This is a genomic window from Actinacidiphila bryophytorum (assembly GCF_016916835.1).
Taxonomy (GTDB): Bacteria; Actinomycetota; Actinomycetes; order Streptomycetales; family Streptomycetaceae; genus Actinacidiphila; species Actinacidiphila bryophytorum.
This window is the reverse complement of record NZ_JAFFIX010000008.1, coordinates 157,196-177,463: the sequence shown is the minus strand read 5'-3', so window position 1 is coordinate 177,463 and position 20,268 is coordinate 157,196. Positions and strand designations below refer to the sequence as shown.

The window sequence follows — 20,268 nt, the reverse complement described above, 5'->3', positions numbered from 1 at the left end:
CGGGTGCGATGTCTCCACGTACGCACTTACAGCGCCGTCCCCGCCGCCCCAGCAGGGCCGCGGGCCGGCTGGCGGCTGCCGCCCTCGCCTGCGCGGGGCTGCTCGCCGGGTGCTCGGGCGGCGGCCCGGGCGCGGGTTCCGCCGCGGGCGGCACCGTCACGCTCAAGGTCGGGGACTTCGGCACGTTCGGCTACAACGACGAGGGAGCAGGACTCTTCCGTACGTACATGAGGCTGCACCCGGACATCACCATCGTCGAGGACAACAACTCCAACGAGCAGAACTACTGGAACGCGACGCAGACGCACCTGGCGGCGGGTTCAGGGGCGGACGACATCCAGGCCTTCGACGTGACCCGGATGGGCCGGGTGACCACCGCGCTGGCGGACAAGTTCGTCGACCTCGCGCACGTCCCCGGGGTCTCGCAGGCGGACTGGGCGCCGGTCAAGTGGGCTCAGGGCAGGACCAGGAGCGGCGCGGTGCTCGGCCTCGGCACCGACCTCGGCCCCGAGGCGGTCTGCTACAACACCAAGCTGTTCGCCGCCGCCGGCCTGCCGACGGAGCCGGCCGCGGTCGGCAGGCTGTGGGCGGGCAGCTGGGACACCTTCGTCAATGCCGTCGGCACCCGCTACCAGGCCCGCGCGCCGGAGGGCACGCACTTCCTGGACAGCGGCGAGGGCCTGTTCAACAGCGTCGTCGGCAGCGGCGCCGTGCAGTACTACGACGCGCGCGGCCGCCCGGTCTACGCCACCAACCCGTCGGTGCGCGCCGCCTGGGACCTGGCGGGGCAGGCGGTCGCCGCCGGCGAGACGGGCGGCATCGTCCAGTTCTCCACCCAGTGGGCGTCCGGCTTCGCGAACAACTCCTTCGCGACGACCATCTGCCCGGCCTGGCAGATGGCCAACATCGTCAACGACGCCGGGCCGCAGAACAAAGGGGTGTGGAACATCGCCACCGCGCCGCAGCCCTCGAACTGGGGCGGCTCCTACCTGACCGTCCCCAAGCAGGGCAAGCACATCGCCCAGGCGGCGGCGCTGGCGCAATGGCTCACCGCGGCACCGCAGGAGGCCGAGGTCTTCGCCGCGGTCAACGTCGGCAACTTCCCGTCCAACGTGCGGGCGTACCGCGACCCGCGGGTCTTCCGCGCCCGGAACTCCTTCCTGTCCGACGCCCCGATCGGCCAGATCTTCTCCGCCGCGGCCACCCGGATCCCGACCGCGCCGATCGGCCCGTACGACGGCGTGATCCGCAACGACATGGGCAACGGGGTGCTGCTGATGGAACAGGAGCACAAGAGCCCCGACGAGGCGTGGAAGGCCACCATGAGCCAGATCAAGACCGACATCACCCCCTGACGAAGGATGCAGACCGTGGGCAGGTCCACCGCAGCGCGGCGCAGCCGCCGGTACCGGCTGGACGTCACGGCGGCCCCCTACGCCCTCATCGCCCCGTTCTTCCTGCTGTTCGCCGCCTTCGGGCTCTTCCCGCTGCTCTACACCGGCTGGGTGTCGCTGCACACGGTCAGCACGCTCGACCCGAACCACATGACCTGGCGGGGCGTCGGCAACTACACCGCGCTGTGGAGCGACCACGTCTTCTGGCAGTCGCTGCGCAACACCTTCATCATCGGACTGCTCTCCGCCGTGCCGCAGTTGCTGGTCGCCCTGGAGCTGGCGAGACTGCTCGACCGGCGCCTGCGCGCGGGGACCTTCTTCCGCGTCGCGCTGCTCGCCCCCTACGCCACGTCGGTCGCCGCGGCAGCGCTGATCTTCCAGTTCGTCTTCCAGCAGAACAGCGCCGGGTTCGCCAACTGGGCGCTGCACCTGTTCGGCATCGGACCCGTCGCCTGGGAACCCGGGACCTGGACCTCGAAGTTCGCGGTGGCGACCATCGTGTTCTGGCGCTGGACCGGATACAACACGCTGATCTACCTGGCCGCCATGCAGGCCGTCCCCACCGAGCTGTACGAGGCGGCAACGCTCGACGGCGCCAGCAGGCGGCAGCAGTTCCGCAAGGTGACCGTCCCGGCGCTGCGGCCGACGATCCTGTTCACCGCCATCATCTCCGCGATCGGCTCGCTCCAGCTGTTCGGGGAGCCCTACCTCTTCGGCGGCAGCGGCCAGGGCATCAACGGGGGCCCCGACAGCCAGTACTCGACGCTGGCGCTCTACGTCTACCGGCTCGGGTTCAGCTCGGAACACCTGGGCCGGGCGGCGGCCGTCGCCTGGGTCATCTTCTTCATCGCCGTGGCCGTCGCGGGCGTCAGCGCCCTGATCGCCGCCCGGCTCCGCCGATCGGTCTGAGGACGGGACGGACAGCCGACCGTGACACGATTCCACCGGCCTCCCGCCGGCGCCCGGCAGCACGCGGGACCGCTCACCTACCTGGCCCTGGCGGCCGTGTCCGCCGTGTCGCTCTTCCCGCTGTACTTCGCCGTGACGGCCGCCTCCAGCACCCAGGCGCGGATCGCCAGGACCCCGCCGCCGCTGGTGCCGGGCGGCCACCTGCTGCAGAACCTGCGGGCCGTCTGGCACTACAACGGCCCCGGCGGCCACACCCTGGCGCTCCCGATGGTCAACTCCTTCATCGTCGCCAGCGCGGTCACCGCCTCCACGGTGTTCTTCTGCACGCTGGCCGGATTCGCCTTCGCCAAGCTGCGGTTCGCCGGACGCAACGTCCTGCTGGTGCTCGTCGTCGCCACCATCGCGATGCCGCCGCAGCTCAGCGTCCTGCCGCTGTTCCAGCTCATCGCGGCGCTGCACTGGACGGACCAGCTGCAGGCGGTGATCCTGCCGGGCCTGGTCACCGCCTTCGGGGTGTTCTTCATGCGGCAGTACCTGGCCCAGTCGCTGCCGACGGAACTGCTCGAAGCCGCGCGGGTGGACGGCGCGAACACGCTGCAGCTGGTGTGGCACGTGGTCTTCCCCGCCGCACGCCCCGCCATGGCGGTGCTGGGGATGCTCACCTTCGTCGAGGCCTGGAACGACTTCCTGTGGCCGCTGATCGCGCTCACCCCGTCCGGCAACCCCACCCTCCAGGTCGCCCTGGCCGGCATCGGCGGCGGCTACAACGTCGACGAGTCGGTGATCATGGCCGGCGCGGTCGTCACCACCGTGCCGCTGCTGGTCGTCTTCGCGGTCTTCGGCAAGCGGATCGTCGGCGGCGTCATGCAGGGCGCGGTCAAGGGCTGACGGGCGGTACGACCACCGGCCACCGGCTGACCGATGGTCGTACAATGCCATGAAAGGTGGCATCCGGCCCGAAACGCCCCAGAGGTGTGCGGCTCCTGCCGTTCCCGGGATGCGGTGGGACGGGGAGAGGTGGGCGATGGAAGGGACCTCGGAGCGGCCCGGTCCGCCGGACGCGCCAGGGGAGCCGGTGCAGCCGCAGGAGGCGGCCGCCACGCCGTCCGTCGCCCTGGTCGTACCGGAGACCGACACCCGCCTGTTCTCCGAGCCCTACTTCTTCGAGATCGTCCACGGCGCGGCGGCGGAGCTGCACGACGCCGGCACACTGATGCTGCTCATCCCGGTGCACACGGAGCGTGAGCGCGCCCGGCTGGCCCGCTACCTCGCGGGGGACTGCGTCGACGGCGTCCTGCTGGCCTCCGTCCACGGCCGCGACCCGCTCCTGGACGTGCTGGAGCGGCAAGGCGTGCCCGTCGTCCTGGGCGGTCGCCGGCCGGACCCGGAGCCGCTGAGCTACGTCCATGTCGAGAACACCGGGGGAGCCCGCACGGCTGTCGGCCACCTGCTCTCCCGCGGCTGCCGCACCGTCGCCACGATCACCGGCGACCTGGAGCAGGAAGGCGCCCGCGCCCGTCTGGAGGGCTACCGCCGCGCCCTGGAGGACGCCGGCGTGCCCTACGACGAGGGCCTGGTCGCCACCGCCGACTTCAGCGAGGTCTCCGCGGTCGCCGCGATGAGCGCCCTGCTGCACCGCAGGCCCGACCTGGACGGCGTCTTCGCCGCATCCGACGTGATGGCCGCGGGCGCCCTGCGGGTGCTGCACGAGGCGCACCGGGCAGTCCCCGACGACGTGGCCGTGGTGGGCTTCGACGACTCCGATGTCGCCCGCAGCGCGGACCCGCCGCTGACCAGCGTCCGCCAGCCCATCGAGGAGATGGGCCGCATCATGGCCCGCCTGCTGCTGGACGAGATCGCCGACCCGGACCGCGCGCGGCGCCAGATCGTCCTGGGTACGGAGCTGGTCGGCCGGGCCTCGGCGTAGCGTCGGCGCGCGGACCTGCCCGGGGCTCAGTCCGCCTCCGGCAGCGGCTGCTCGGTCCAGATGATCTTCCCCTCGCGGGTGTAGCGGGTGCCCCAGCGCTGGGTGAACTGCGAGATCAGGAACAGCCCGCGGCCCCCCTCGTCCGTGGTGCGGGCGTGCCGCAGGTACGGTGCGGTGCTGCACCCGTCGGAGACCTCGCAGATCAGCGCCAGGTCGCGGATGACCCGCAGCCGGATCGGTCCCGACGCGTGCTTGATCGCGTTGGTGACCAGCTCGCTGACGACCAGTTCCGTGGGATAGACGAGGTCGTCGAGCCCCCAGTCGCCCAGCTGCTCCGCGGCCATCTTGCGGGCGCGGGCGACGACCGACGGGTCGGCGGGCAGGTCGTACGACTTCGACCGCTCCCGGCCCAGGCAGCGCGTGCTCGCCAGCAGCAGGGCCGCGTCGTCCACCGGCCGCCGGGGCAGCATGGTGTCCACCACCGTCCGGCACAGCGCGTCCAGCGGCATGCCGCGCTCTTCCAGGGCGCGGCGCAGACGGTCCCGCTGCGCCTGCGTCGCACCGTCCAGCAGGCCGTTGGTGTACAGCGCCAGCACGCTGCCCTCCTCCAGGACGACCTCGGCGGACTCGAAGGGCATTCCCCCCACGCCCAGCGCCGGCCCCTGCGGCAGCTCCGCGAAGCGCGCGGTCCCGTCGGGGCTGGTGATCGCGGGCGGCGGGTGGCCCGCGCTCGCCATCGTGCACCGCCGGCTGACCGGGTCGTAGACCAGGTAGAGGCAGGTGGCGCCCAGGGCCGGAGCCGCCCGGGGCGGCGCGGACCCGCGGGTCTCCGCCGTGTCCTTGCCGACCAGGTCGTCGAGGCGTGCCAGGAGTTCCTCGGGGGACAGGTCGAGGTCGGCCAGGGTCTGCACGGCGGTGCGCAGCCGCCCCATGGTGGCTGCCGCGTCGATACCGTGCCCGAGCACGTCACCGACGACCAGCGCGACCCGTGCTCCCGACAGCGGGATGACGTCGAACCAGTCGCCGCCGACGTCCGCCAGTTCGTCGGCCGGGCGGTAGACGGAGGCGATGTCCACCGCCCGCTGCTCCGGGAGGGTGTGCGGGAGCAGGCTGCGCTGCAGCACCAGCGCCGCCTCGCGCTCGCGCGTGTACCGGCGGGCGTTGTCGACACAGACCGCGGCCCGCGCCACGAACTCCATCGCGAGCCGGAAGTCCTCGTCGTCGAAGGGCTCCGCGCGCTGCCGCCGGAAGAAGACCGTCATGCCCAGGGTGACGCCCCGGGCGCGGAGCGGCACCACCATGGCGGTGTGCAGGCCGAGGTCGGCGAAGTGCTCCGCGCCGCCCTCCTCGCCGGTGGCGGCCCACGGCCGGGCGAGCGGGTCGAGCCGCGCCTCCCGCCAGGAGAAGCCGCCGGTCAGGCACCGGACGGGCGGCGACCCGGGGCGGTAGGCGGCAGCCGCGCCGATCTCGACTGCGGTTGCGGCAGGCCGCTCGCCCGCCCACTGGAGCCCGCAGCGCCGCAGACCCGCGGTGTCCGCGTCGGTGATCTTCCCCGGGGCCGGCTCGTCGCCCCTGATCACCGTGTCCAGCAGGTCGACCGTGACGAGGTCGGCGATCTCGGGCACGGCCACGTCGGCCAGTTCCTGGGCCGTCTGCATGATGTCCAGGGTGCGGCCGATGTACTGGCCGGCCCGGTCCAGCAGGGCCAGCCGTGCCCGGCCGCGGTGCCGGGCGGTGACATCGACGACGGTGTAGTAGACGCCCAGCGGGCGTCCCGCGTCGTCGCTCAGACGGGCGAACGACATCGAGAAGACCCGCTTGACCCCGGGGGCGGACGCGAGGCGGCCGGTGTGCTCGTGACCGATCACCGGCACGCCGGTCTCCAGCACCTGGCGCATCTGCGCCTCGACCGCGTCGGCGTCCAGGTCCGGCTGGATCTCTCCCAGCCGCCGTCCCCGCCGCTGCTGCGCGGAGCCGCCGCCGAACTGCTCCATCATGCTGTTGGACCACACGCAACGCAGATCGGTGTCCACCAGGGCGATGCCCGCGGGCGACCCGGTGGCCAGCCGCTCCAGCACGGAGCGGCTCAGCTCCCGCCCCGGGACGGGAGCCAGGTCGGCGCCCATGGCCTCGCACCATGCCTCCAGCTCCGCGAGGCCGCTGTCGCTGCGCGTCGTCATGATCACCATTCCGTCACGGTAAGTGAGATCCCGTCGCCATTCTCCCCTTTTGTCGGCACTGCCGCTATGTCCCAGGGCGGGGAGGTCAGGCGGCCGGCAGGTCGACGGTCAGCTCGCTGCCGGGGGCGATCGCGTAGGTGCGCCCGTCCAGGCTCACCGGGATCGGGTCCTGGTCGGAGGGGGGCACGCGGATGCGCAACCGCCCGGACTGCAGCGTCAGCCCGACGCCCCAGTGGGTGCGGTAGCGCAGCGACAGGTGGAAGCGGGACAGCTCCGGCAGCGGGACCGGGTCCAGGCGCAGGGCGTCCGCACGGGGCTGGAGTCCCGTCAGGCCGCGCTGGACCAGGTCGAGGGTCCCGCCCATGGCGCCGAGGTGGATGCCCTCGCCCGTGGTGCCGCCCTGGATGTCGGCGACGTCGCCGAGCAGCGCTTCGCGGACGTAGTCCCAGGCGCCGGCGCGGCGCGAGCGGGCCAGGACCCAGCCGTGCACCAGGCCGCTGAGGGTGGAGCCGTGGCTGGTACGGGCCAGGTAGTGGTCGACGGTCGCCTGCCAGGTCGCGTGGTCCATGGGGTAGCCCAACCGCTCGAAGAGGGCGGCCGGTTCCGCGGGCGGGAAGAGGTAGCCGAGCATCAGGACGTCGGCCTGCTTGGAGGCCTGGTAGCGGTTGACGGTGTCGCCCTCGGCCTCCAGGATGCGGTCCAGGCGGCGGATGTCGCCGTAACGGGCGCGGTAGCCCTCCCAGTCCAGCTCGGCGAGGTTCCCGTAGCCGTCGAACTGGCTGATCACACCGCTGTGGAAGGGCACCCGCAGCCGGCGTGAGACGTCCTCCCACAGCTCGGGCTCGTCAGCGTCGAGCCCGAGCCGCTCGAAGAGTTCCTCGCAGCGGGGCGCCGGCATGGTCCGGCACAGGTCCACGGCCCGGGCGAGCACCCACGCCGCCGTTACGTTGGTGTAGGCGTTGTCGTCCAGGCCGGGTTCGGCCGCGTCCGGGTAGGCGTCGTGGTATTCGTCGGGACCCATGATCCCGAGGATCCGGTAGCGCTCGCGCCCGGCGTCCCACACCGCGCTGTGCGCCCAGAAGCGGGCGACCTGCACCAGCATCTCGGCGCCCTCGGTGTGCAGGAAGGCGGTGTCCCCGCTGGCCAGGCAGTACTGCCAGACGTTGTACGCCACCGCGGAGCCCACATGGTGCTGGAGGTGGGAGTGGTCGGGCAGCCAGCGCCCCGAGCGCGGGTTGAGGTGCAGCCGCTGGGTCTCCTCGCGGCCGTCGCTGCCGCTCTGCCAGGGGTACATCGCCCCCGCCCGCCCCTCGGCCGCCGCGGCCCGGCAGGCGGCGTCCAGCCTGCGGTAGCGGTAGGCCAGCAGCGCGCGGGAGATCTCGGGCAGGTGCAGGTTCAAGAAGGGCAGCACGAACAGCTCGTCCCAGAAGACATGCCCCCGGTACGCCTCCCCGTGCAGCCCGCGGGCCGGGACACCCGCGTCCAGGTCCGCGGTGTGCGGCGAGAGGGTCTGCAGCACATGGAAGAGGTGCAGCCGCAGCACCGTGCCCGCCTTGCCGGGCACCGTCAGTTCCGCCCGCGACCACAGGCGGTGCCAGGCGGTGGCGTGCGAGGCGAGCAGCGCCCCGAAGTCCGGCGCCCGCGCCACCCGGGCGAGCGCCGCGTGCAGCGGGTCGGCGATGGCCGGGTCGCGCGAGGTGTGCAGGGCGACCGTCTTCTCCACGGCCACCGTCTCCCCCCGGGTGACCGGCACCGTCATACGGCACACCGCCGTGCCATCGCCCGCCGCCAGGTGCACGGATCCCGGCGGCCCGCCTGCCGGGCGGATCCTGGCCGCCATCGCGACCTTGATGTCGGAGGCCGAGGTGCGGCAGGTCAGGAAGACCGTGTCGGTGCCCGCCGTCCCGGCGCACACGTCGGCCAGGTGCCGGCCGTCGAGGTCGCGGTAGCGCTCGACGCCTGCGTTGCTGACGTTGCCGTCGAGACCGCCCTCGATCTCGACGTCCCCGTCCCAGCCGTGCGCGGTCAGCGACAGCCGCTGCCCGGCCGTGTACGGGTCGGCCATGTGGACCAGCCGCGTCTCGGCCAGCTCCAGCTCCCGCCCGTCGGCGTCCCGCAGCCGCATCCGCCGGGTCAGCGTGCCCTGCCGCATGTCGAGGACCTGCGCACAGTCCAGTACGGAGGTGTCGTCCGGGGTGAACCACCCGCCGCCTGCCGCCCGTACCCGCAGCGGCAGCCAGTTCGGCAGGTTGACCATGTCCTCGTTGTCCACGTCGCGCCCCGCCACGTGCGAGGTCAGCCGGTTGTAGCAGCCGGCCGCGTACGTCCCCGGGTAGTGCACAGGGCCGGCCGGCAGCTCGCACGCCGCCCCGCGCGTGGCGAAGCGCCCGTTCCCGAGCGTGCACAGCGCCTCGCGCAGCCGCTCCTGCGACGGGTCGTACCCCTCGTAACGCCATGCCCAGTGCGACTCCATCGGCGGTGTCCCTTCCGAGCCCTGCTTCCATGGCACCACGTTCACGCCGTCCCACAAGCGGGGGCGGTCCGGCGGGGGCCGCCGGGCCGGGGCCGGCGCTGCGGACCGTCCGTCAGCCGGCGCCGGTGTTCGCGTTGTCGCCGTCGACCGCGGCGGGACCGTCCAGGTACCGCAGGACGCCGGCCACCACGTGCTCCACCTGCGACAGGGCCGGGCGCTCGACCGCCGGCCACCGGCCGCCCCTGCCGGGGACGACTGCGTAGACGTCGGCGCGGCTCGTCCAGGGCAGACCGGCCGCGGCGATCGTCAGGTGTCCGTCCGTGGTGGGCGGCAGCCGGTGCCGCCCGGTGGCCAGCACCAGCACGCGGTAGGCGACGGTGGTGCCGTCGGTGAGGCAGACCTCCTTGCGACCGGTGTCGATACCGGCGGCCTCCGCAAGGCGGCGGCCGATCCCGTCGCGCAGCCGGAGGCTGTCGGGCGGCTGCAGGGACCCGGGGCCGTAGACGCCCAGGGACACCAGCAGGTCGAGTTCCCGGTCGCGCGGATCGACACGGTCGACGACGACGATCCGGTGGTCGTCGCCCAGTGCGGTGCGCAGCCGGTTCGCAGCCAGGGTCCCTGCGGCGCCGCCGCCGATGACCACTATCTGTTCGTTCATGGGAGGTCTCCTTTCGCCGGACGGCACGAGCCCGATCGGGCCTGTGTGCCGCGTTCTGCTCAATACGGCGGTGGCGCCCCGCTGTCCGAGGCGCCCGCTGTGGGCGGGGAGCTGCTCAGGCGTTGCGGTGGTCCCATCTGGGGCCGACCTGTGCCCATTCGGTTGCCCAACGGCCGATGCGGCGGCGTTCGAGGGCGGCGGCCGCGATCCCGCCGCCGATCAGTGCGCCCGCGCAGATCCCGAGTCCCGCGGCCGCACCGGCAACCGTCGCCTGGAGCCTGCCTGTCGACGGGGAGAGCGGCTCGGCGGCAGGCCTGCCGCGGCCGTCCAGCCAGATCGTTGTCCGCTCGCCGCGCCGGAGGCCGGAGCCGACCCGTGCCGTGCCCGTAGCCGACCCGCCTCCTGGCAGGGGCCAGTGCACCCGCGCCCATGAGGGGGCCGCGTAGGCGGCGTCGCTGTCGGCGTCCTCGTCCAGCACCGCTGTCACGGTGTGCCGGTCCTGCCGCTGTTGGGCGTACATCGCATCCACACATCTGCTGACGGCCAGACCGGTCAGGGCGGCGCCCGCGATGGCGACCGCGCCCAGCGTCAGGAGGGCAAAGCCCTCGACCGCGTACGAACGACGGCGCAGCGGATTGCGCCGAAACCGCCACAGCACCGTGCTGCGCTTCATGGCCGGTCCCTCCCTCTCGGTCACGGGGGCGGACATCCGCCCGCCGCCTTCACCATCCCGGGTGGGACCCGCGGCCGCGGAGAGCCGAACGGCCCTGCGGCGAGGGCGGATCGGTCCGTGAACGCGACGCGAAACGGCCCTGCCGCCCCCCGCAGACAGGCGCCCAGGATCAGCTCCGGAAACTCACCGCACGAAAGGAGCAACCATGGGTCCGCCACGTGTGGTCGTGGGAATCGACGGGTCGGTGACCTCCTTCGGCGCCCTCGACGTGGCAGCTGCCGAGGCCCGGCTGCGTACCGCGGATCTCGAAGTGATCACCTGCGCCGGTGATCCGGACGAGGCCGGCCCGGTGCTCCGGGCCGCGGTGGCCCGGGTCGCCCGGCGCCACCCCGCCGTTTCGGTGACCGCGGCCCCGGTTGCCGGCGACCCGGCCTGCGTACTCGCCGAACGGGGCCGCCGCGCCGCCCTCACCGTCGTCGGCAGCCGCGACGTCGGCGGCGTCGCCGGACTGCTGCTGCACTCGGTGAGCCGGCGGCTGGCGGCACTGACCGTCGCGCCCCTGCTCGTCGTGCGGGGTGCGGACACGCTGCCGGCGCGCCGGCAGCGCGCCGGCGGTCTGCTGCTCGGGCTGGAGAGCGACGGCGACGCGGACGCCGCGCTGTTCGCCTTCGAGGAGGCGGAACTGCACGGTGCGCGCGTGGACGTCCTGCACACCTGGACCTACCGGCAGACTCCGTTCGGGGAGCTGCCGCCGTGTCAGACCGGCCCGCACCCCGCGGTGAACAGCCGGACGATACGGTCCACGCCGTACCGTGCGCTGATCGCGGCGACCGCGGAGGCCGACATGGTGGTGATCGGCGCCCACCTCCGGCCAGGCCGGACCGGTCCCGAACCCGGCCCGGTCGCCCAGGCGTTGCTGCGCCACGCACACTGCCCCGTGGCGATCGTCCCAACTCCCCCTGGGTCCTGCAGAAGGTGACGTGGACCCACCCCCGACCCCCGTCACTGCGCGGTTCAGCCGTGGTTGGCGTTCAGCAGGTCGGTGCCGAGGGAGGTGACCGTGTGGATCACGCGTTGCCCTTGGCGTGTGGTGCTGATGAGCCCGGCCGCGCGCAAGGTGGCGGTGTGTTGCGAGGCGGCGGGCGGACTCACGTTCAAGCGCGCGGCGAGTTCGGTCGTGGTGGCTCGGGAACCAGCGTCGGCCTGCCCGGATACTGGGCGCAAGGGCGGATCGAACTGATCTGCCAAGGCATCAGTAATGACAAGTGCTTCAAGGCCCAGGGGCTGTTCGGCATCTTCGACCAGGCATCAGTCGCAGCCGACAGGCGTTTCGCCGGATCGTGCGGCGGCACGGATCCTGCGTGCATATCGGGAACAGGGCAGCGCAACTTCTACTTCACGCCCCAGGTGGGCCGCGATGCCACGTCGGCCACGTGCACAGACGACCCCAATGGCCCCAACGCCCTGTGGGCTGTCGCTTTCGGCGGCGTCGGCGGCTCGGCGATCTGGACGGGGTCGGGCACCGAGGAAATCCTGATGAACAACCTGGGCACGGCCCACTACTTCATCTGCCCGTAGCAATGGGGAGGGAGCCGGTGCCCGCCAGGCATGCCTGGCGGGCACCGCCGCGTCCGACCCCTCCCGGGCGTCGCCGGCGCAGCCCAACCGGACCCGGCAGCAGGGCCGTTCGGCCCCGCGGCGCGGGCCGTGGGCCCCCAGCGCCGACACTCCCGCGAGCAGGACAGTGATGGCGTACCGAACAGCAACCCACCGATCAGGGAGTCATCATGGCCGTCCACGACCACACCCCCCACCGCACCGGTTTCCACCTGCCCACCTGGAACCGGGCATCCGCCGACAGCCTGAGCGGTTCGGGGGCCGTCGCCACCAGTGCCACCCTCGCCGCCAAGTCGGCGGCCACCCTGCGGATCGCGACCGGCCTGGTCTTCCTGTGGGCCTTCCTCGACAAGACCTTCGGCTGGCGCTACGCCACCGGCTCCGGCAAGGGCTGGATCGACGGCGGCTCGCCCACCAGGGGCTTCCTCAAGGGTGTCTCCGCCGGCCCGCTCCAGTCGTTCTTCCACCACATAGCCGGACAGGGCTGGACCGACACGCTGTTCATGCTCGCCCTGCTCGGCATCGGCGCGGCCCTCACCGCCGGCGTCGCCCTGCGCGTCACCGCCGTCGCCGGCACCGTGCTGATGGCCATGATGTGGGCCGCAGAATGGCCGCCCGCCCAACACCTGACCGGCGGCGCCCCGAGCATGTCGTCCAACCCGATCGTGGACTACCACGTCATCTACGCCCTCGCGATGATCCTCTTCGCCCTCACCGCGGCAGGCACCACCTGGGGGCTCGGCCGGCTGTGGGCGCAGCTCCCTGTCGTCCGCCGCAACCGCTGGCTGCGGTAGCGGCACCCGGCTCGCGCGCAGCGGGGCACCGCCCGACGGGGCGGCGCCCCGCTCGCGTCGCTTGCGTTCCCGGAACAACTGCTCCTGGTCTCGTGATGCCCGGGTCCCGGGTTTGAGCGCGCGGTCCGTCGGTGATGCCGATGGCAGGGTCGGCCCGGGCATCGTCCGGGGCGGCCGGTCGCGCTCGCACGGGAAGGGAAGCGGTCTGAGCCATGGGCGTTGAGGCAACGGTGCTGGCGGTGCAGAGCGGCGCGCGCAGCGGGCCCGGGCGGTGGGCGGGATGGCTCGCCGAGGGCGGCGTCGGCATGGACGTGGTGCGGGCGGACGCGGGGGAGCCGCTGCCGGAGCGGCTGGAGCACGACGGGCTGGTCGTGCTGGGTGGGGGCTATCTGCCCGACGACGACGAGCGGGCGCCGTGGCTGCCGGACACCCGGGCGCTGGTGGAGCAGGCACTTGAGGGCGGGGTGCCGGTGTTCGGCATCTGCCTCGGCGGCCAGATGCTCGCGCAGGTCGCGGGCGGTGCGGTGGCGGGGGAGCACGGGGCGCCGGAGTTCGGCACTACGGTGCTGACGCTGCGCCAGGAGGCGGCGGACGACCCGCTGTTCCGGGAGCTGCCCGAGCGGCCGAGGGCCGTGGAGAACCACGTGGACGCGATCGTGCGCCTGCCGGCGGAGGCGCACTGGCTGGCGAGCAGCGCGGGGTGCCCGTATCAGGCCTTCCGGGTCGGCGCGGCCGCGTGGGGCGTGCAGTTCCACCCCGAAGCGGCCCCCGAGAGCCTCGCCCGGTGGTCGGTGGCACGGCTGGAACGCCACGGAATGGACCGGGAGGAGCTGCACCGTGCGGCCCTCCGGGAGGACCGGGACGCGGCGCCGGTGTGGCGCGAGGTGGCGCTGCGGTTCGCGGCGCAGGTGCGGAAGGGCTAGCCGCCGGGCTCAAGGCTCGGTAACAGCCGTCCGTTCAGGTCGAGTTGGGCAAGGCGCTGTGATGGGGCACGGTGACGTGCGGCTAGGGTCCGTGGTGCCCGAAGCCGCCGTCGGAGTCGAGCGGCGGTGCCACCACGCCCTTGGGGGTCGCGTTGACCGCAATCGCACTGTGCCGCCGAGCTGCCGCGCTGCTGCTCGCCACGACCGCACTTGCCGCCGCCGGGTCCGCCACCGCGCAGGCCGACTCGCCCGGCGGGTGGCTCGCGAGCAGCAGTTCCACGGTCAACTCCCTGGCCGGCGGGGAGGGGATCGCCACCCGCGCGGACGGCTCGGTGCTGACCCGCGGCCTCGGCTGACCGCAGCCCAGGACCGCCATCACCGGACGCTCGCGCCGCCCTGCTCCCGGGCCGGGCGGCACGCCGGCGTCCCCGTTCAGCGACCCCTCACACCGGCACGAGACCACCTCACCTGACCGCGGGTCCTCGAACTCCTCGACCTTGTTCACGGCGCAACCCCTCTTCCTCCTGAGACGAGGTGGCCCGACCCCTGTGACACGGATGAACGTGACCCGTGTCTCCCCGCCGGCCCAGGGGTGCTGCTGCGGCGACGCGTCAAGGACGGCTGCCGCTGGGGAGTCCCAGAAGGGTGCGCAGGGCGTCCAGCGTGTCGGTCACGCGAGTGCCGGGGTCGAGGAGGGCGTGCAGGAGCAGTCCGTCGCCGAGCGCCGTCACCAGGGTTGCGACGCCCTCGGCGGAGACCGTGGCCGGGATGACGTGCTGCTGCTGGTCGGCGCGCACTGCCTGGACGACGGCCTGCCGGTAACCGTTGATCATCGTGCCCAGCCGCTCGCGCAGCATCTCGTCCCGCTCGGCCTCCCGCATCGCCTCGAACATGAGCCGGGTGAGCGTCGGGGTGGTCTCCAGTTCGTGTCCGAGCTGGGCGCCGATCAGGTCGATCAGGTCGCTGACGCCGGCCACGGCCGCGAAGTCCTCGAACGGCACAGCGTCGGAGAAGGCGTTCGTGCACGCTTCGACCAGGAGTTCCTGTTTGCCGCGGAAGTGGTAGCTGACCGACCCGAGGGGTAGTCCTGCGCGCTCGGCCACCGCGCGTGTGGTCACACGCCCCCATCCCACCTCGGAGATCAGTTCGGCCGCGGCGGCCATCAGCTTCTCACGGGTCGCCCGGGAGCCGGGACCGCGGCCCGGAGCGTCGCGCACCGGCTCTTGTTCATCTGACTTGTTCATATGACCAATTCCTAGCTACTCTGCAGACATGACCTCTTCAGCAACCGATCTTGCCGTGCAGGCACGGGGACTGGTGAAGACCTTCGGCCGACAGCGCGCCGTCGACGGCCTTGACATCGACATCCCGGCCGGCATCGTCCACGGGGTGCTCGGACCCAACGGCGCCGGGAAGACGACCCTGATCCGCATGCTGGCCACACTGCTCCGCCCCGACGCCGGCACGGCACGCGTCTTCGGCCACGATGTCGTACGGGAGGCCGAGGCGGTCCGCCGCCGCATCAGCCTCACCGGCCAGTTCGCCTCGGTCGACGAAGACCTCACCGCCAGGGAGAACCTGGTGCTGCTCGCCCGTCTCCACGGACACACCTCCGGTGCGGCCCGGCGGCGTGCCGACGAGCTCCTGGAAGGCTTCGGCCTCACCGAGGCCGCGGGGCGGCTCACGCGGCAGCTGTCGGGCGGGATGCGCCGCCGGCTCGACATCGCCGCGAGCATCCTCGTCCGACCGGACCTGCTGTTCCTGGACGAACCCACCACCGGCCTCGACCCGCGCAGCCGCAGCCACGTGTGGGACCTGGTGCGGCGCATCGTGGCCGAAGGCACCACCGTACTGCTCACCACCCAGTACCTGGACGAGGCCGACCAGCTCGCCCACCGCATCGCCGTGGTCGACCACGGCCGGGTGATCGCGTCCGGGACCCGCGGTGAGCTCAAAGCCTCGGCCGGCGCGGGCGGCGTACGGGTCCGGCTGTCCGACCCCGGTCAGCGCGACAAGGCCCGGGCTGTCCTGACCACGGTGCTCGGCGCGCCGGTCCACCCGGACGACGATCCCGCCGGCCTGAGGGGCCAGATCGCCGCGGACAGACCCGGCGGGTCCGCGGGTATCGCCGTCGAGGCCCTGGCCCACCTGGCGCGGGCGGGGATCGAGGTGAGCGACTTCTCCTACGGCCGGCCGAGCCTCGACGAGGTCTTCCTCGCGCTCACCGGCAACCCTGCGGAACTCACGGAGGCAACCGCATGACCACGCTCGCAGCACCGCCTCCGGGCGGCCCCGCAGGACCTGTGGCGGCGTCGATCACCTTCGCCTGGCGCTCGCTGCTCAAGATCAAGCATGTGCCCGAACAGCTCGGCGACGTCATCGGCATCCCGGTCCTGTTCACCCTCCTGTTCACCTACCTGTTCGGGGGTGCCGTCTCCGGATCGACCCACCAGTACCTGCAGTACCTGCTGCCGGGCACACTCGCCCTGGCCGTCGTGTTCGTGACCGTCTACAGCGGCGTCACGCTCAACCGCGACCTCACCACAGGAACGTTCGACCGATACCGGTCCATGCCGATCTGGCGGCCCGCACCCGTCGTCGGGGCACTCATCGGCGACCTCGGCCGCTACCTGCTCGCCGCCGGCCTCGTCGTCGGCCTCGGCTTCGCGATGGGATACCGCGCCCACGGCGGGGCGCCCGGCGTCCTGGCCGCCGTCGCCCTGGTGACGCTCTTCGCATCCGCACTCTCGTGGACGTGGACGACACTCGGCCTGGTCCTGCGTACTCCCACCGCGGTGATGAACCTCGGGTTCGTGGTCCTCTTCCCCCTCACCTTCGTCAGCAACGTCTTCGTCGCTCCCCGCACGATGCCGGCCTGGCTGCGTGACGTCGCCGACGCCAACCCGATCTCACACCTCGTCACCACGGCACGCGCCCTCATGAACGGCACCGCGACGAGCCACCAAGTCCTCGGCGTGATCGCCACATCGGCCGCAATCACGATCGTGTTCGCACCCCTTACCACCGTGCTCTACCAACGCCGCCAGTAGGCGTACCGCACCGGCCGTCACCCTCCGGCCGGCGACGGGCAGTTCCGGGCCGGTGACCGGGCCGTCGTCGGATGGGAGGCTGGTCAGTGGGTGGCGAGTTCGCCGCTGAGGTCGGCGTGCATGCGGGCGCTGGGTGCGTTGAGGCCGACGATCCGGACGCTCTTGCCGCGGGACGCGTACTTCGCCGTGACGGCGTCGAGTGCCGCGACCGAGGAGGCGTCCCAGATGTGGGCGTCGGTCAGGCCGGGCGGGACAGGCTGCGCAGGCGCGCGAGCAGGAGTGCGGGGTTCTTCTGCAAGACGGGGGACCTCGTCGTGCTCGGGCGCAGCCGGTCGAGCCGACGCGGGCGGGGCGCCCCTGCTCGGCTCGGAGCCGGTCACCGGACGGCGTCGTCGTACGGCCGAGCGGCACTTCAGTGCGGGGCACGCGCCCCGGGCCGCGGGCGCCCACGTACGCGGGGCGCGACATCATGACACTGTCAAGGAAGCGTATAGATCGTGTAAGTTGCTTCACGGTGTGCCGGGAAGCCTGGTCGGCGATGGAGGAGAACTCTCTTCGCTGACCGGGGGAATGTCCTGTGGTGCTCATTGTCGTCTTCGGGGCGGCACTGCTGGTGGCGGTGCTGCTCTCCGGGCTCGCGGCCCGATCGGTCCTCTCGACGTCGCTGTTGTTCCTGGCCGGCGGCGCGCTCGTCGGGTACGGGTTTCTGGGGCTCGTCCACATCACCGCGGACAGCGGGATCGTCGCGCGACGGCCGACCTGGCGTTGTTCACCGTCCTTTTCACCGACGGCATGCACGTCTCCTTCCCCTCCCTGCGGGCCGCCTGGCGCAACCCCGTGCGGGCACTGGGGATCGGGATGCCGCTGGCCTTCGTGGGGACGGCGCTGCTCACCCACTGGCTGGTCGGCCTGGACTGGACCACGTCCTTCCTGGTCGGCGCGGTGCTCGCGCCGACCGACCCGGTGTTCGCCTCGGCGATCGTGGGCCGCATCGAGGTGCCGGCGCGGCTGCGGCAGTTGCTGAACGTGGAGAGCGGCCTCAACGACGGTCTGGCGCTGCCGATGGTGCTGCTGCTGATCGCCGCCGCGGGGCCGGTCGCCGGCGCGGCCGAGGCCTCGCCTGGCACGATCGCACTGGAGCTGGTCGGGGGACTGGTCCTGGGGGTGGCCCTGCCGCTGGCGGTGGCGGGTGTCGTACGGCTGCCGCTGCTGGGCGCCGAGCCGAAGCTGCAGCCCCTGCTCCCGCTGGCCACCGGGGTGATCCTGTACGCCACCTGCCACCTCACGCACGCCAACCCCTACCTGGCGGCGTTTTCCGCGGGTGCGGTCCTGGCGTCGGTGTCCCCGGACAGCAAGGCGGCCTTCGAGGTGCTGGGGGAGTCGCTGGCGGAGCTGAGCAAGTTCGCGGCCCTGCTGGTCTTCGGGTCGCTGCTCACCCCTGACCTGTTCGGTGACCTGTCCCTGGGCGGGTACGCGGCGGTGGTGCTGGCGATCGTCCTGATCCGTCCTGCGTCACTGCTGATCTCGCTGGCCGGGACGGCCGTCGACCGGCGTGAGCGGCTGACGGCGGCCTGGTTCGGCCCGAAGGGCTTCGCGTCGGTGGTCTACGGACTGCTGGTGCTGCAGTCCGGGATTCCGCAGGGGGAGCGGGCGTACACCCTGATCGCGGTGTGCATCGCCTTCTCGATCGTCGCGCACTCCAGCACCGACGTGCCGATCGCCCGGATGTTCGATGTGGAGGATCTGGTGGGTATTCCCGACGACGAACCCGCCGCTGCCGGTGCCGTGCGGGGGAAGCGGGCCGGACCGGACGACACTTCGGCAGGAGAACGGACGCCGCTGCCCGCGGCCCGAGCGGAGGAGACCGGTGATGCGCGCACGTGAACTCGCCTCGACCTACCCGACCGTGACGTTGGGAAGCGGCGCCCTGGAAGCCGCACGAATGCTGGCGACCCAGCGACTGCCCGGTGTCCTGGTGGTCGACTCCGACGGTGCGCCGTACGCGATCCTGCCCGCGTCCCGGCTGGTCAAGCTGCTGGTGCCGGCCTACGTCATCGAGGACCCGGCGCTGGCCGCGGTCGTCGACGAGAGCCACGCCGACCGGATGTGCCAGGCGCTGGCGGACCGCTCGGTCGCCGAGAGCCTTCCCCGGGAGCGGACCCGGCCGCCCGTGGTCGACGCCGGCGACACCGCCTTGGAGGTGGCCGCGCTGATGGCCCGCGAACACAGCCCGCTGGTCGCCGTCGTGGACTCCCGCGACGGAAACCGCCTGCTGGGCGTCATCACCGCATCCCACCTGCTGGACCGACTCCTTGAGGTGACATGAACGACTGGCACTCCTGGGCGGCCGTCGCGGTCTTCGCCGGAACCTATGCGCTGATCATCAGCGAGAAGGTCCACCGGGTCGCCGCGGCGCTGGGCGGCGCCGCGGCGATGCTGCTCGTCGGCGCGACCGACGACACCTCGGCTTTCTACTCGGTGGACTCCGGCATCGACTGGAACGTCATCTTCCTGCTGATGGGCATGATGATGATCGTCGGAGTCCTCAAACGCACCGGTCTGTTCGAGTACCTGGCGATCTGGTCGGTGAAGAAGGCCCGTGCCCGGCCCTTCCGGGTCATGGTGATGCTCATCGTCATCACCGCCACCGCCTCGGCCCTGCTGGACAACGTCACCACGGTGCTGCTCGTCGCCCCCGTCACCCTGCTGATCTGCGAACGCCTCGCGCTGCCCGCGGCGCCCTTCCTGATCGCCGAGGTGTTCGCCTCCAACATCGGCGGGATAGCGACCCTGGTCGGCGACCCGCCGAACATCATCATCGGCAGCCGGGCGGGCCTGACCTTCAACGACTTCCTGGTCCACCTCGCGCCGCTGGCCGCCGTCCTGGTGCTGGTGCTGATCGGGCTGGCCCGGGTGCTGTTTCGGGCCACGTTCGTCCACGACGCCGACCGGGCCGCCGAGGTGATGGCCCTCGACGAGCGCGAGGCGATCCGCGACCCGCGGATGCTCGCCCAGGGCCTGGCCGTACTGGCCCTGGTCATCGCCGGGTTCGTCCTGCACCCGGTGCTGGACTTCGCCCCCAGCATCGTCGCACTGCTGGGTGCCGGACTCCTCGTGGCGATCTCCAACGCCGACACAGGCGAGGTCCTCACCGAGGTCGAGTGGCCCACCCTCGCCTTCTTCGCCGGGCTGTTCGTGATGATCGGCGGCCTGATCGACACCGGAGTCATCGGCCAGGTCTCCGACGCGCTCGCCGACGCCGTCGGCGACAAGGAGTTCGGCGGGTCGATGCTGATGCTCGGCGCCTCCGGCGTGCTCTCCGGGGTCGTGGACAACATCCCCTACGTCGCCACCATGGCCCCCGTCACCGCCGACCTGGTCCACCACCTCGGCGGCGACGCCGACCACGTGATGTGGTGGGCACTGGCAGCCGGCGCGGACCTCGGCGGCAACGCCACCGCCATCGGCGCATCCGCCAACGTCGTCGTCCTCGGCATCGCCGAGCGCGCCCGACAGCCCATCTCCTTCTGGCAGTTCACCCGCTACGGCCTCGTCGTCACCGCCGCCACCATCGCCGTCTCCGCGTTCTACCTGTGGCTGCGCTACTTCGCCCTGTGACCTGGCCCGACCTCCCGCCTTCCGTCATGCCCCCGGGCTGGTGACCGGGGCC

At 72.4% G+C, this 20,268-nt stretch carries 19 protein-coding genes and 2 pseudogenes; 14 read left to right on the top strand and 7 right to left on the bottom strand.

All coding sequences use genetic code 11. The features are described from left to right. The first annotated feature begins 8 nt into the window (after positions 1 to 8). The 4 genes from JT723_RS14640 (at position 9) to JT723_RS14625 (ending at position 4,230) form a co-directional block, all read left to right on the top strand. The gene (locus tag JT723_RS14640) at positions 9 to 1,355 is read left to right on the top strand and encodes an extracellular solute-binding protein (protein WP_205045028.1); all 1,347 of its coding nucleotides are present in this window, start codon (positions 9 to 11) and stop codon (positions 1,353 to 1,355) included. Positions 1,356 to 1,370: 15 nt separating this feature from the next. Next, a complete protein-coding gene (locus JT723_RS14635; protein ID WP_251513158.1) occupies positions 1,371 to 2,303 on the top strand; it encodes a carbohydrate ABC transporter permease in 933 nt (310 codons plus the stop codon). Between the two features lie 21 nt (positions 2,304 to 2,324). Further along, the gene (locus JT723_RS14630) at positions 2,325 to 3,191 is read left to right on the top strand and encodes a carbohydrate ABC transporter permease (protein WP_205045026.1); all 867 of its coding nucleotides are present in this window, start codon (positions 2,325 to 2,327) and stop codon (positions 3,189 to 3,191) included. Between the two features lie 136 nt (positions 3,192 to 3,327). Beyond that, entirely contained in the window at positions 3,328 to 4,230 is a 903-nt protein-coding gene (locus tag JT723_RS14625; protein WP_240165605.1) for a LacI family DNA-binding transcriptional regulator, read from the top strand. A 26-nt stretch (positions 4,231 to 4,256) separates the two neighbouring features. Here the strand turns inward: JT723_RS14625 and JT723_RS14620 are convergent, their stop codons facing one another. The 4 genes from JT723_RS14620 to JT723_RS14605 all read right to left on the bottom strand — a co-directional run bounded on the left by JT723_RS14620 (position 4,257) and on the right by JT723_RS14605 (position 10,214). Then, positions 4,257 to 6,410, bottom strand: coding sequence for a SpoIIE family protein phosphatase (locus JT723_RS14620; RefSeq protein WP_240165604.1), 2,154 nt, complete (start codon positions 6,408 to 6,410; stop codon positions 4,257 to 4,259). A gap of 85 nt (positions 6,411 to 6,495) precedes the next feature. Then, positions 6,496 to 8,883 (bottom strand): glycoside hydrolase family 65 protein, encoded by a 2,388-nt coding sequence (locus JT723_RS14615; protein ID WP_205045023.1) that lies wholly within the window; start codon positions 8,881 to 8,883, stop codon positions 6,496 to 6,498. Between the two features lie 112 nt (positions 8,884 to 8,995). Then, positions 8,996 to 9,541 carry an FAD-dependent oxidoreductase gene (locus JT723_RS14610; RefSeq protein WP_205045022.1) on the bottom strand — a complete coding sequence of 182 codons (546 nt, stop codon included), beginning with the start codon at positions 9,539 to 9,541 and terminating at the stop codon, positions 8,996 to 8,998. Positions 9,542 to 9,656: 115 nt separating this feature from the next. Next, positions 9,657 to 10,214 carry an Rv1733c family protein gene (locus JT723_RS14605; protein ID WP_205045021.1) on the bottom strand — a complete coding sequence of 186 codons (558 nt, stop codon included), beginning with the start codon at positions 10,212 to 10,214 and terminating at the stop codon, positions 9,657 to 9,659. A 205-nt stretch (positions 10,215 to 10,419) separates the two neighbouring features. On the opposite strand from JT723_RS14605, the gene JT723_RS14600 reads away from it, so the two are divergent. Further along, complete coding sequence (locus JT723_RS14600) at positions 10,420 to 11,193, top strand: universal stress protein (RefSeq protein ID WP_205045020.1); 774 nt, start codon at positions 10,420 to 10,422, stop codon at positions 11,191 to 11,193. 35 nt (positions 11,194 to 11,228) lie between these two features. On the opposite strand, the gene JT723_RS35125 is transcribed toward JT723_RS14600, so the two are convergent. Then, the gene (locus JT723_RS35125) at positions 11,229 to 11,366 is read right to left on the bottom strand and encodes an ArsR/SmtB family transcription factor (RefSeq protein ID WP_251513157.1); all 138 of its coding nucleotides are present in this window, start codon (positions 11,364 to 11,366) and stop codon (positions 11,229 to 11,231) included. Between JT723_RS35125 and JT723_RS35120 the strand changes: the two genes are divergently transcribed. The 4 genes from JT723_RS35120 to JT723_RS14580 all read left to right on the top strand — a co-directional run bounded on the left by JT723_RS35120 (position 11,340) and on the right by JT723_RS14580 (position 13,904). Then, positions 11,340 to 11,792: a hypothetical protein gene (locus JT723_RS35120; protein WP_240165602.1), complete on the top strand. Its 453-nt coding sequence runs from the start codon at positions 11,340 to 11,342 to the stop codon at positions 11,790 to 11,792. The two genes, JT723_RS35125 and JT723_RS35120, sit on opposite strands and share 27 nt — an antisense overlap. A gap of 209 nt (positions 11,793 to 12,001) precedes the next feature. Further along, the gene (locus JT723_RS14590) at positions 12,002 to 12,625 is read left to right on the top strand and encodes a hypothetical protein (RefSeq protein ID WP_205045019.1); all 624 of its coding nucleotides are present in this window, start codon (positions 12,002 to 12,004) and stop codon (positions 12,623 to 12,625) included. A 212-nt stretch (positions 12,626 to 12,837) separates the two neighbouring features. Then, the gene (locus JT723_RS14585; RefSeq protein WP_205045018.1) at positions 12,838 to 13,548 is read left to right on the top strand and encodes a type 1 glutamine amidotransferase; all 711 of its coding nucleotides are present in this window, start codon (positions 12,838 to 12,840) and stop codon (positions 13,546 to 13,548) included. A gap of 152 nt (positions 13,549 to 13,700) precedes the next feature. Beyond that, positions 13,701 to 13,904 carry a hypothetical protein gene (locus JT723_RS14580; RefSeq protein ID WP_205045017.1) on the top strand — a complete coding sequence of 68 codons (204 nt, stop codon included), beginning with the start codon at positions 13,701 to 13,703 and terminating at the stop codon, positions 13,902 to 13,904. Positions 13,905 to 14,159: 255 nt separating this feature from the next. Here JT723_RS14580 and JT723_RS14575 read toward each other — a convergent pair whose 3' ends face one another. Continuing rightward, on the bottom strand, positions 14,160 to 14,792 hold the full coding sequence (locus JT723_RS14575; protein WP_205045016.1) for a TetR/AcrR family transcriptional regulator: 633 nt from the start codon (positions 14,790 to 14,792) through the stop codon (positions 14,160 to 14,162). Between the two features lie 28 nt (positions 14,793 to 14,820). Here JT723_RS14575 and JT723_RS14570 point away from each other — a divergent pair, with 28 nt between their 5' ends. Both JT723_RS14570 and JT723_RS14565 read left to right on the top strand, forming a co-directional pair. Then, positions 14,821 to 15,810, top strand: coding sequence for an ATP-binding cassette domain-containing protein (locus JT723_RS14570; RefSeq protein ID WP_205045015.1), 990 nt, complete (start codon positions 14,821 to 14,823; stop codon positions 15,808 to 15,810). Further along, positions 15,807 to 16,598 carry an ABC transporter permease gene (locus JT723_RS14565; protein WP_205045014.1) on the top strand — a complete coding sequence of 264 codons (792 nt, stop codon included), beginning with the start codon at positions 15,807 to 15,809 and terminating at the stop codon, positions 16,596 to 16,598. Before JT723_RS14570 ends, JT723_RS14565 begins: the two co-directional genes overlap by 4 nt. Before the next feature lie 83 nt (positions 16,599 to 16,681). Here the strand turns inward: JT723_RS14565 and JT723_RS14560 are convergent. Then, a pseudogene (locus JT723_RS14560) lies at positions 16,682 to 16,840 on the bottom strand (SulP family inorganic anion transporter); the annotation flags it as partial. A 335-nt stretch (positions 16,841 to 17,175) separates the two neighbouring features. Here JT723_RS14560 and JT723_RS14555 point away from each other — a divergent pair. The 3 genes and pseudogenes from JT723_RS14555 (at position 17,176) to JT723_RS14545 (ending at position 20,216) form a co-directional block, all read left to right on the top strand. After that, positions 17,176 to 18,482, top strand: a pseudogene (locus tag JT723_RS14555) (cation:proton antiporter). After that, positions 18,469 to 18,924: a CBS domain-containing protein gene (locus tag JT723_RS14550; protein WP_205045013.1), complete on the top strand. Its 456-nt coding sequence runs from the start codon at positions 18,469 to 18,471 to the stop codon at positions 18,922 to 18,924. Before JT723_RS14555 ends, JT723_RS14550 begins: the two are co-directional and overlap by 14 nt. Next, complete coding sequence (locus JT723_RS14545) at positions 18,921 to 20,216, top strand: ArsB/NhaD family transporter (protein ID WP_205045012.1); 1,296 nt, start codon at positions 18,921 to 18,923, stop codon at positions 20,214 to 20,216. Before JT723_RS14550 ends, JT723_RS14545 begins: the two co-directional genes overlap by 4 nt. Positions 20,217 to 20,268 lie beyond the last annotated feature (52 nt).

Excerpts from the sequence above, each read along its gene's own strand:
- JT723_RS14625 (WP_240165605.1), top strand. The coding sequence starts at position 3,328 with ATGGAAGGGACCTCGGAGCGGCCCGGTCCGCCGGACGCGCCAGGGGAG.
- JT723_RS14640 (WP_205045028.1), top strand. The coding sequence starts at position 9 with ATGTCTCCACGTACGCACTTACAGCGCCGTCCCCGCCGCCCCAGCAGG.
- JT723_RS14575 (WP_205045016.1), bottom strand. The coding sequence starts at position 14,792 with ATGAACAAGTCAGATGAACAAGAGCCGGTGCGCGACGCTCCGGGCCGC.
- JT723_RS14565 (WP_205045014.1), top strand. The coding sequence starts at position 15,807 with ATGACCACGCTCGCAGCACCGCCTCCGGGCGGCCCCGCAGGACCTGTG.
- JT723_RS14615 (WP_205045023.1), bottom strand. The coding sequence starts at position 8,883 with ATGGAGTCGCACTGGGCATGGCGTTACGAGGGGTACGACCCGTCGCAG.
- JT723_RS14585 (WP_205045018.1), top strand. The coding sequence starts at position 12,838 with ATGGGCGTTGAGGCAACGGTGCTGGCGGTGCAGAGCGGCGCGCGCAGC.
- JT723_RS14605 (WP_205045021.1), bottom strand. The coding sequence starts at position 10,214 with ATGAAGCGCAGCACGGTGCTGTGGCGGTTTCGGCGCAATCCGCTGCGC.
- JT723_RS14600 (WP_205045020.1), top strand. The coding sequence starts at position 10,420 with ATGGGTCCGCCACGTGTGGTCGTGGGAATCGACGGGTCGGTGACCTCC.
- JT723_RS14545 (WP_205045012.1), top strand. The coding sequence starts at position 18,921 with ATGAACGACTGGCACTCCTGGGCGGCCGTCGCGGTCTTCGCCGGAACC.
- JT723_RS14550 (WP_205045013.1), top strand. The coding sequence starts at position 18,469 with ATGCGCGCACGTGAACTCGCCTCGACCTACCCGACCGTGACGTTGGGA.
- JT723_RS14620 (WP_240165604.1), bottom strand. The coding sequence starts at position 6,410 with ATGACGACGCGCAGCGACAGCGGCCTCGCGGAGCTGGAGGCATGGTGC.
- JT723_RS14610 (WP_205045022.1), bottom strand. The coding sequence starts at position 9,541 with ATGAACGAACAGATAGTGGTCATCGGCGGCGGCGCCGCAGGGACCCTG.
- JT723_RS14570 (WP_205045015.1), top strand. The coding sequence starts at position 14,821 with ATGACCTCTTCAGCAACCGATCTTGCCGTGCAGGCACGGGGACTGGTG.
- JT723_RS14590 (WP_205045019.1), top strand. The coding sequence starts at position 12,002 with ATGGCCGTCCACGACCACACCCCCCACCGCACCGGTTTCCACCTGCCC.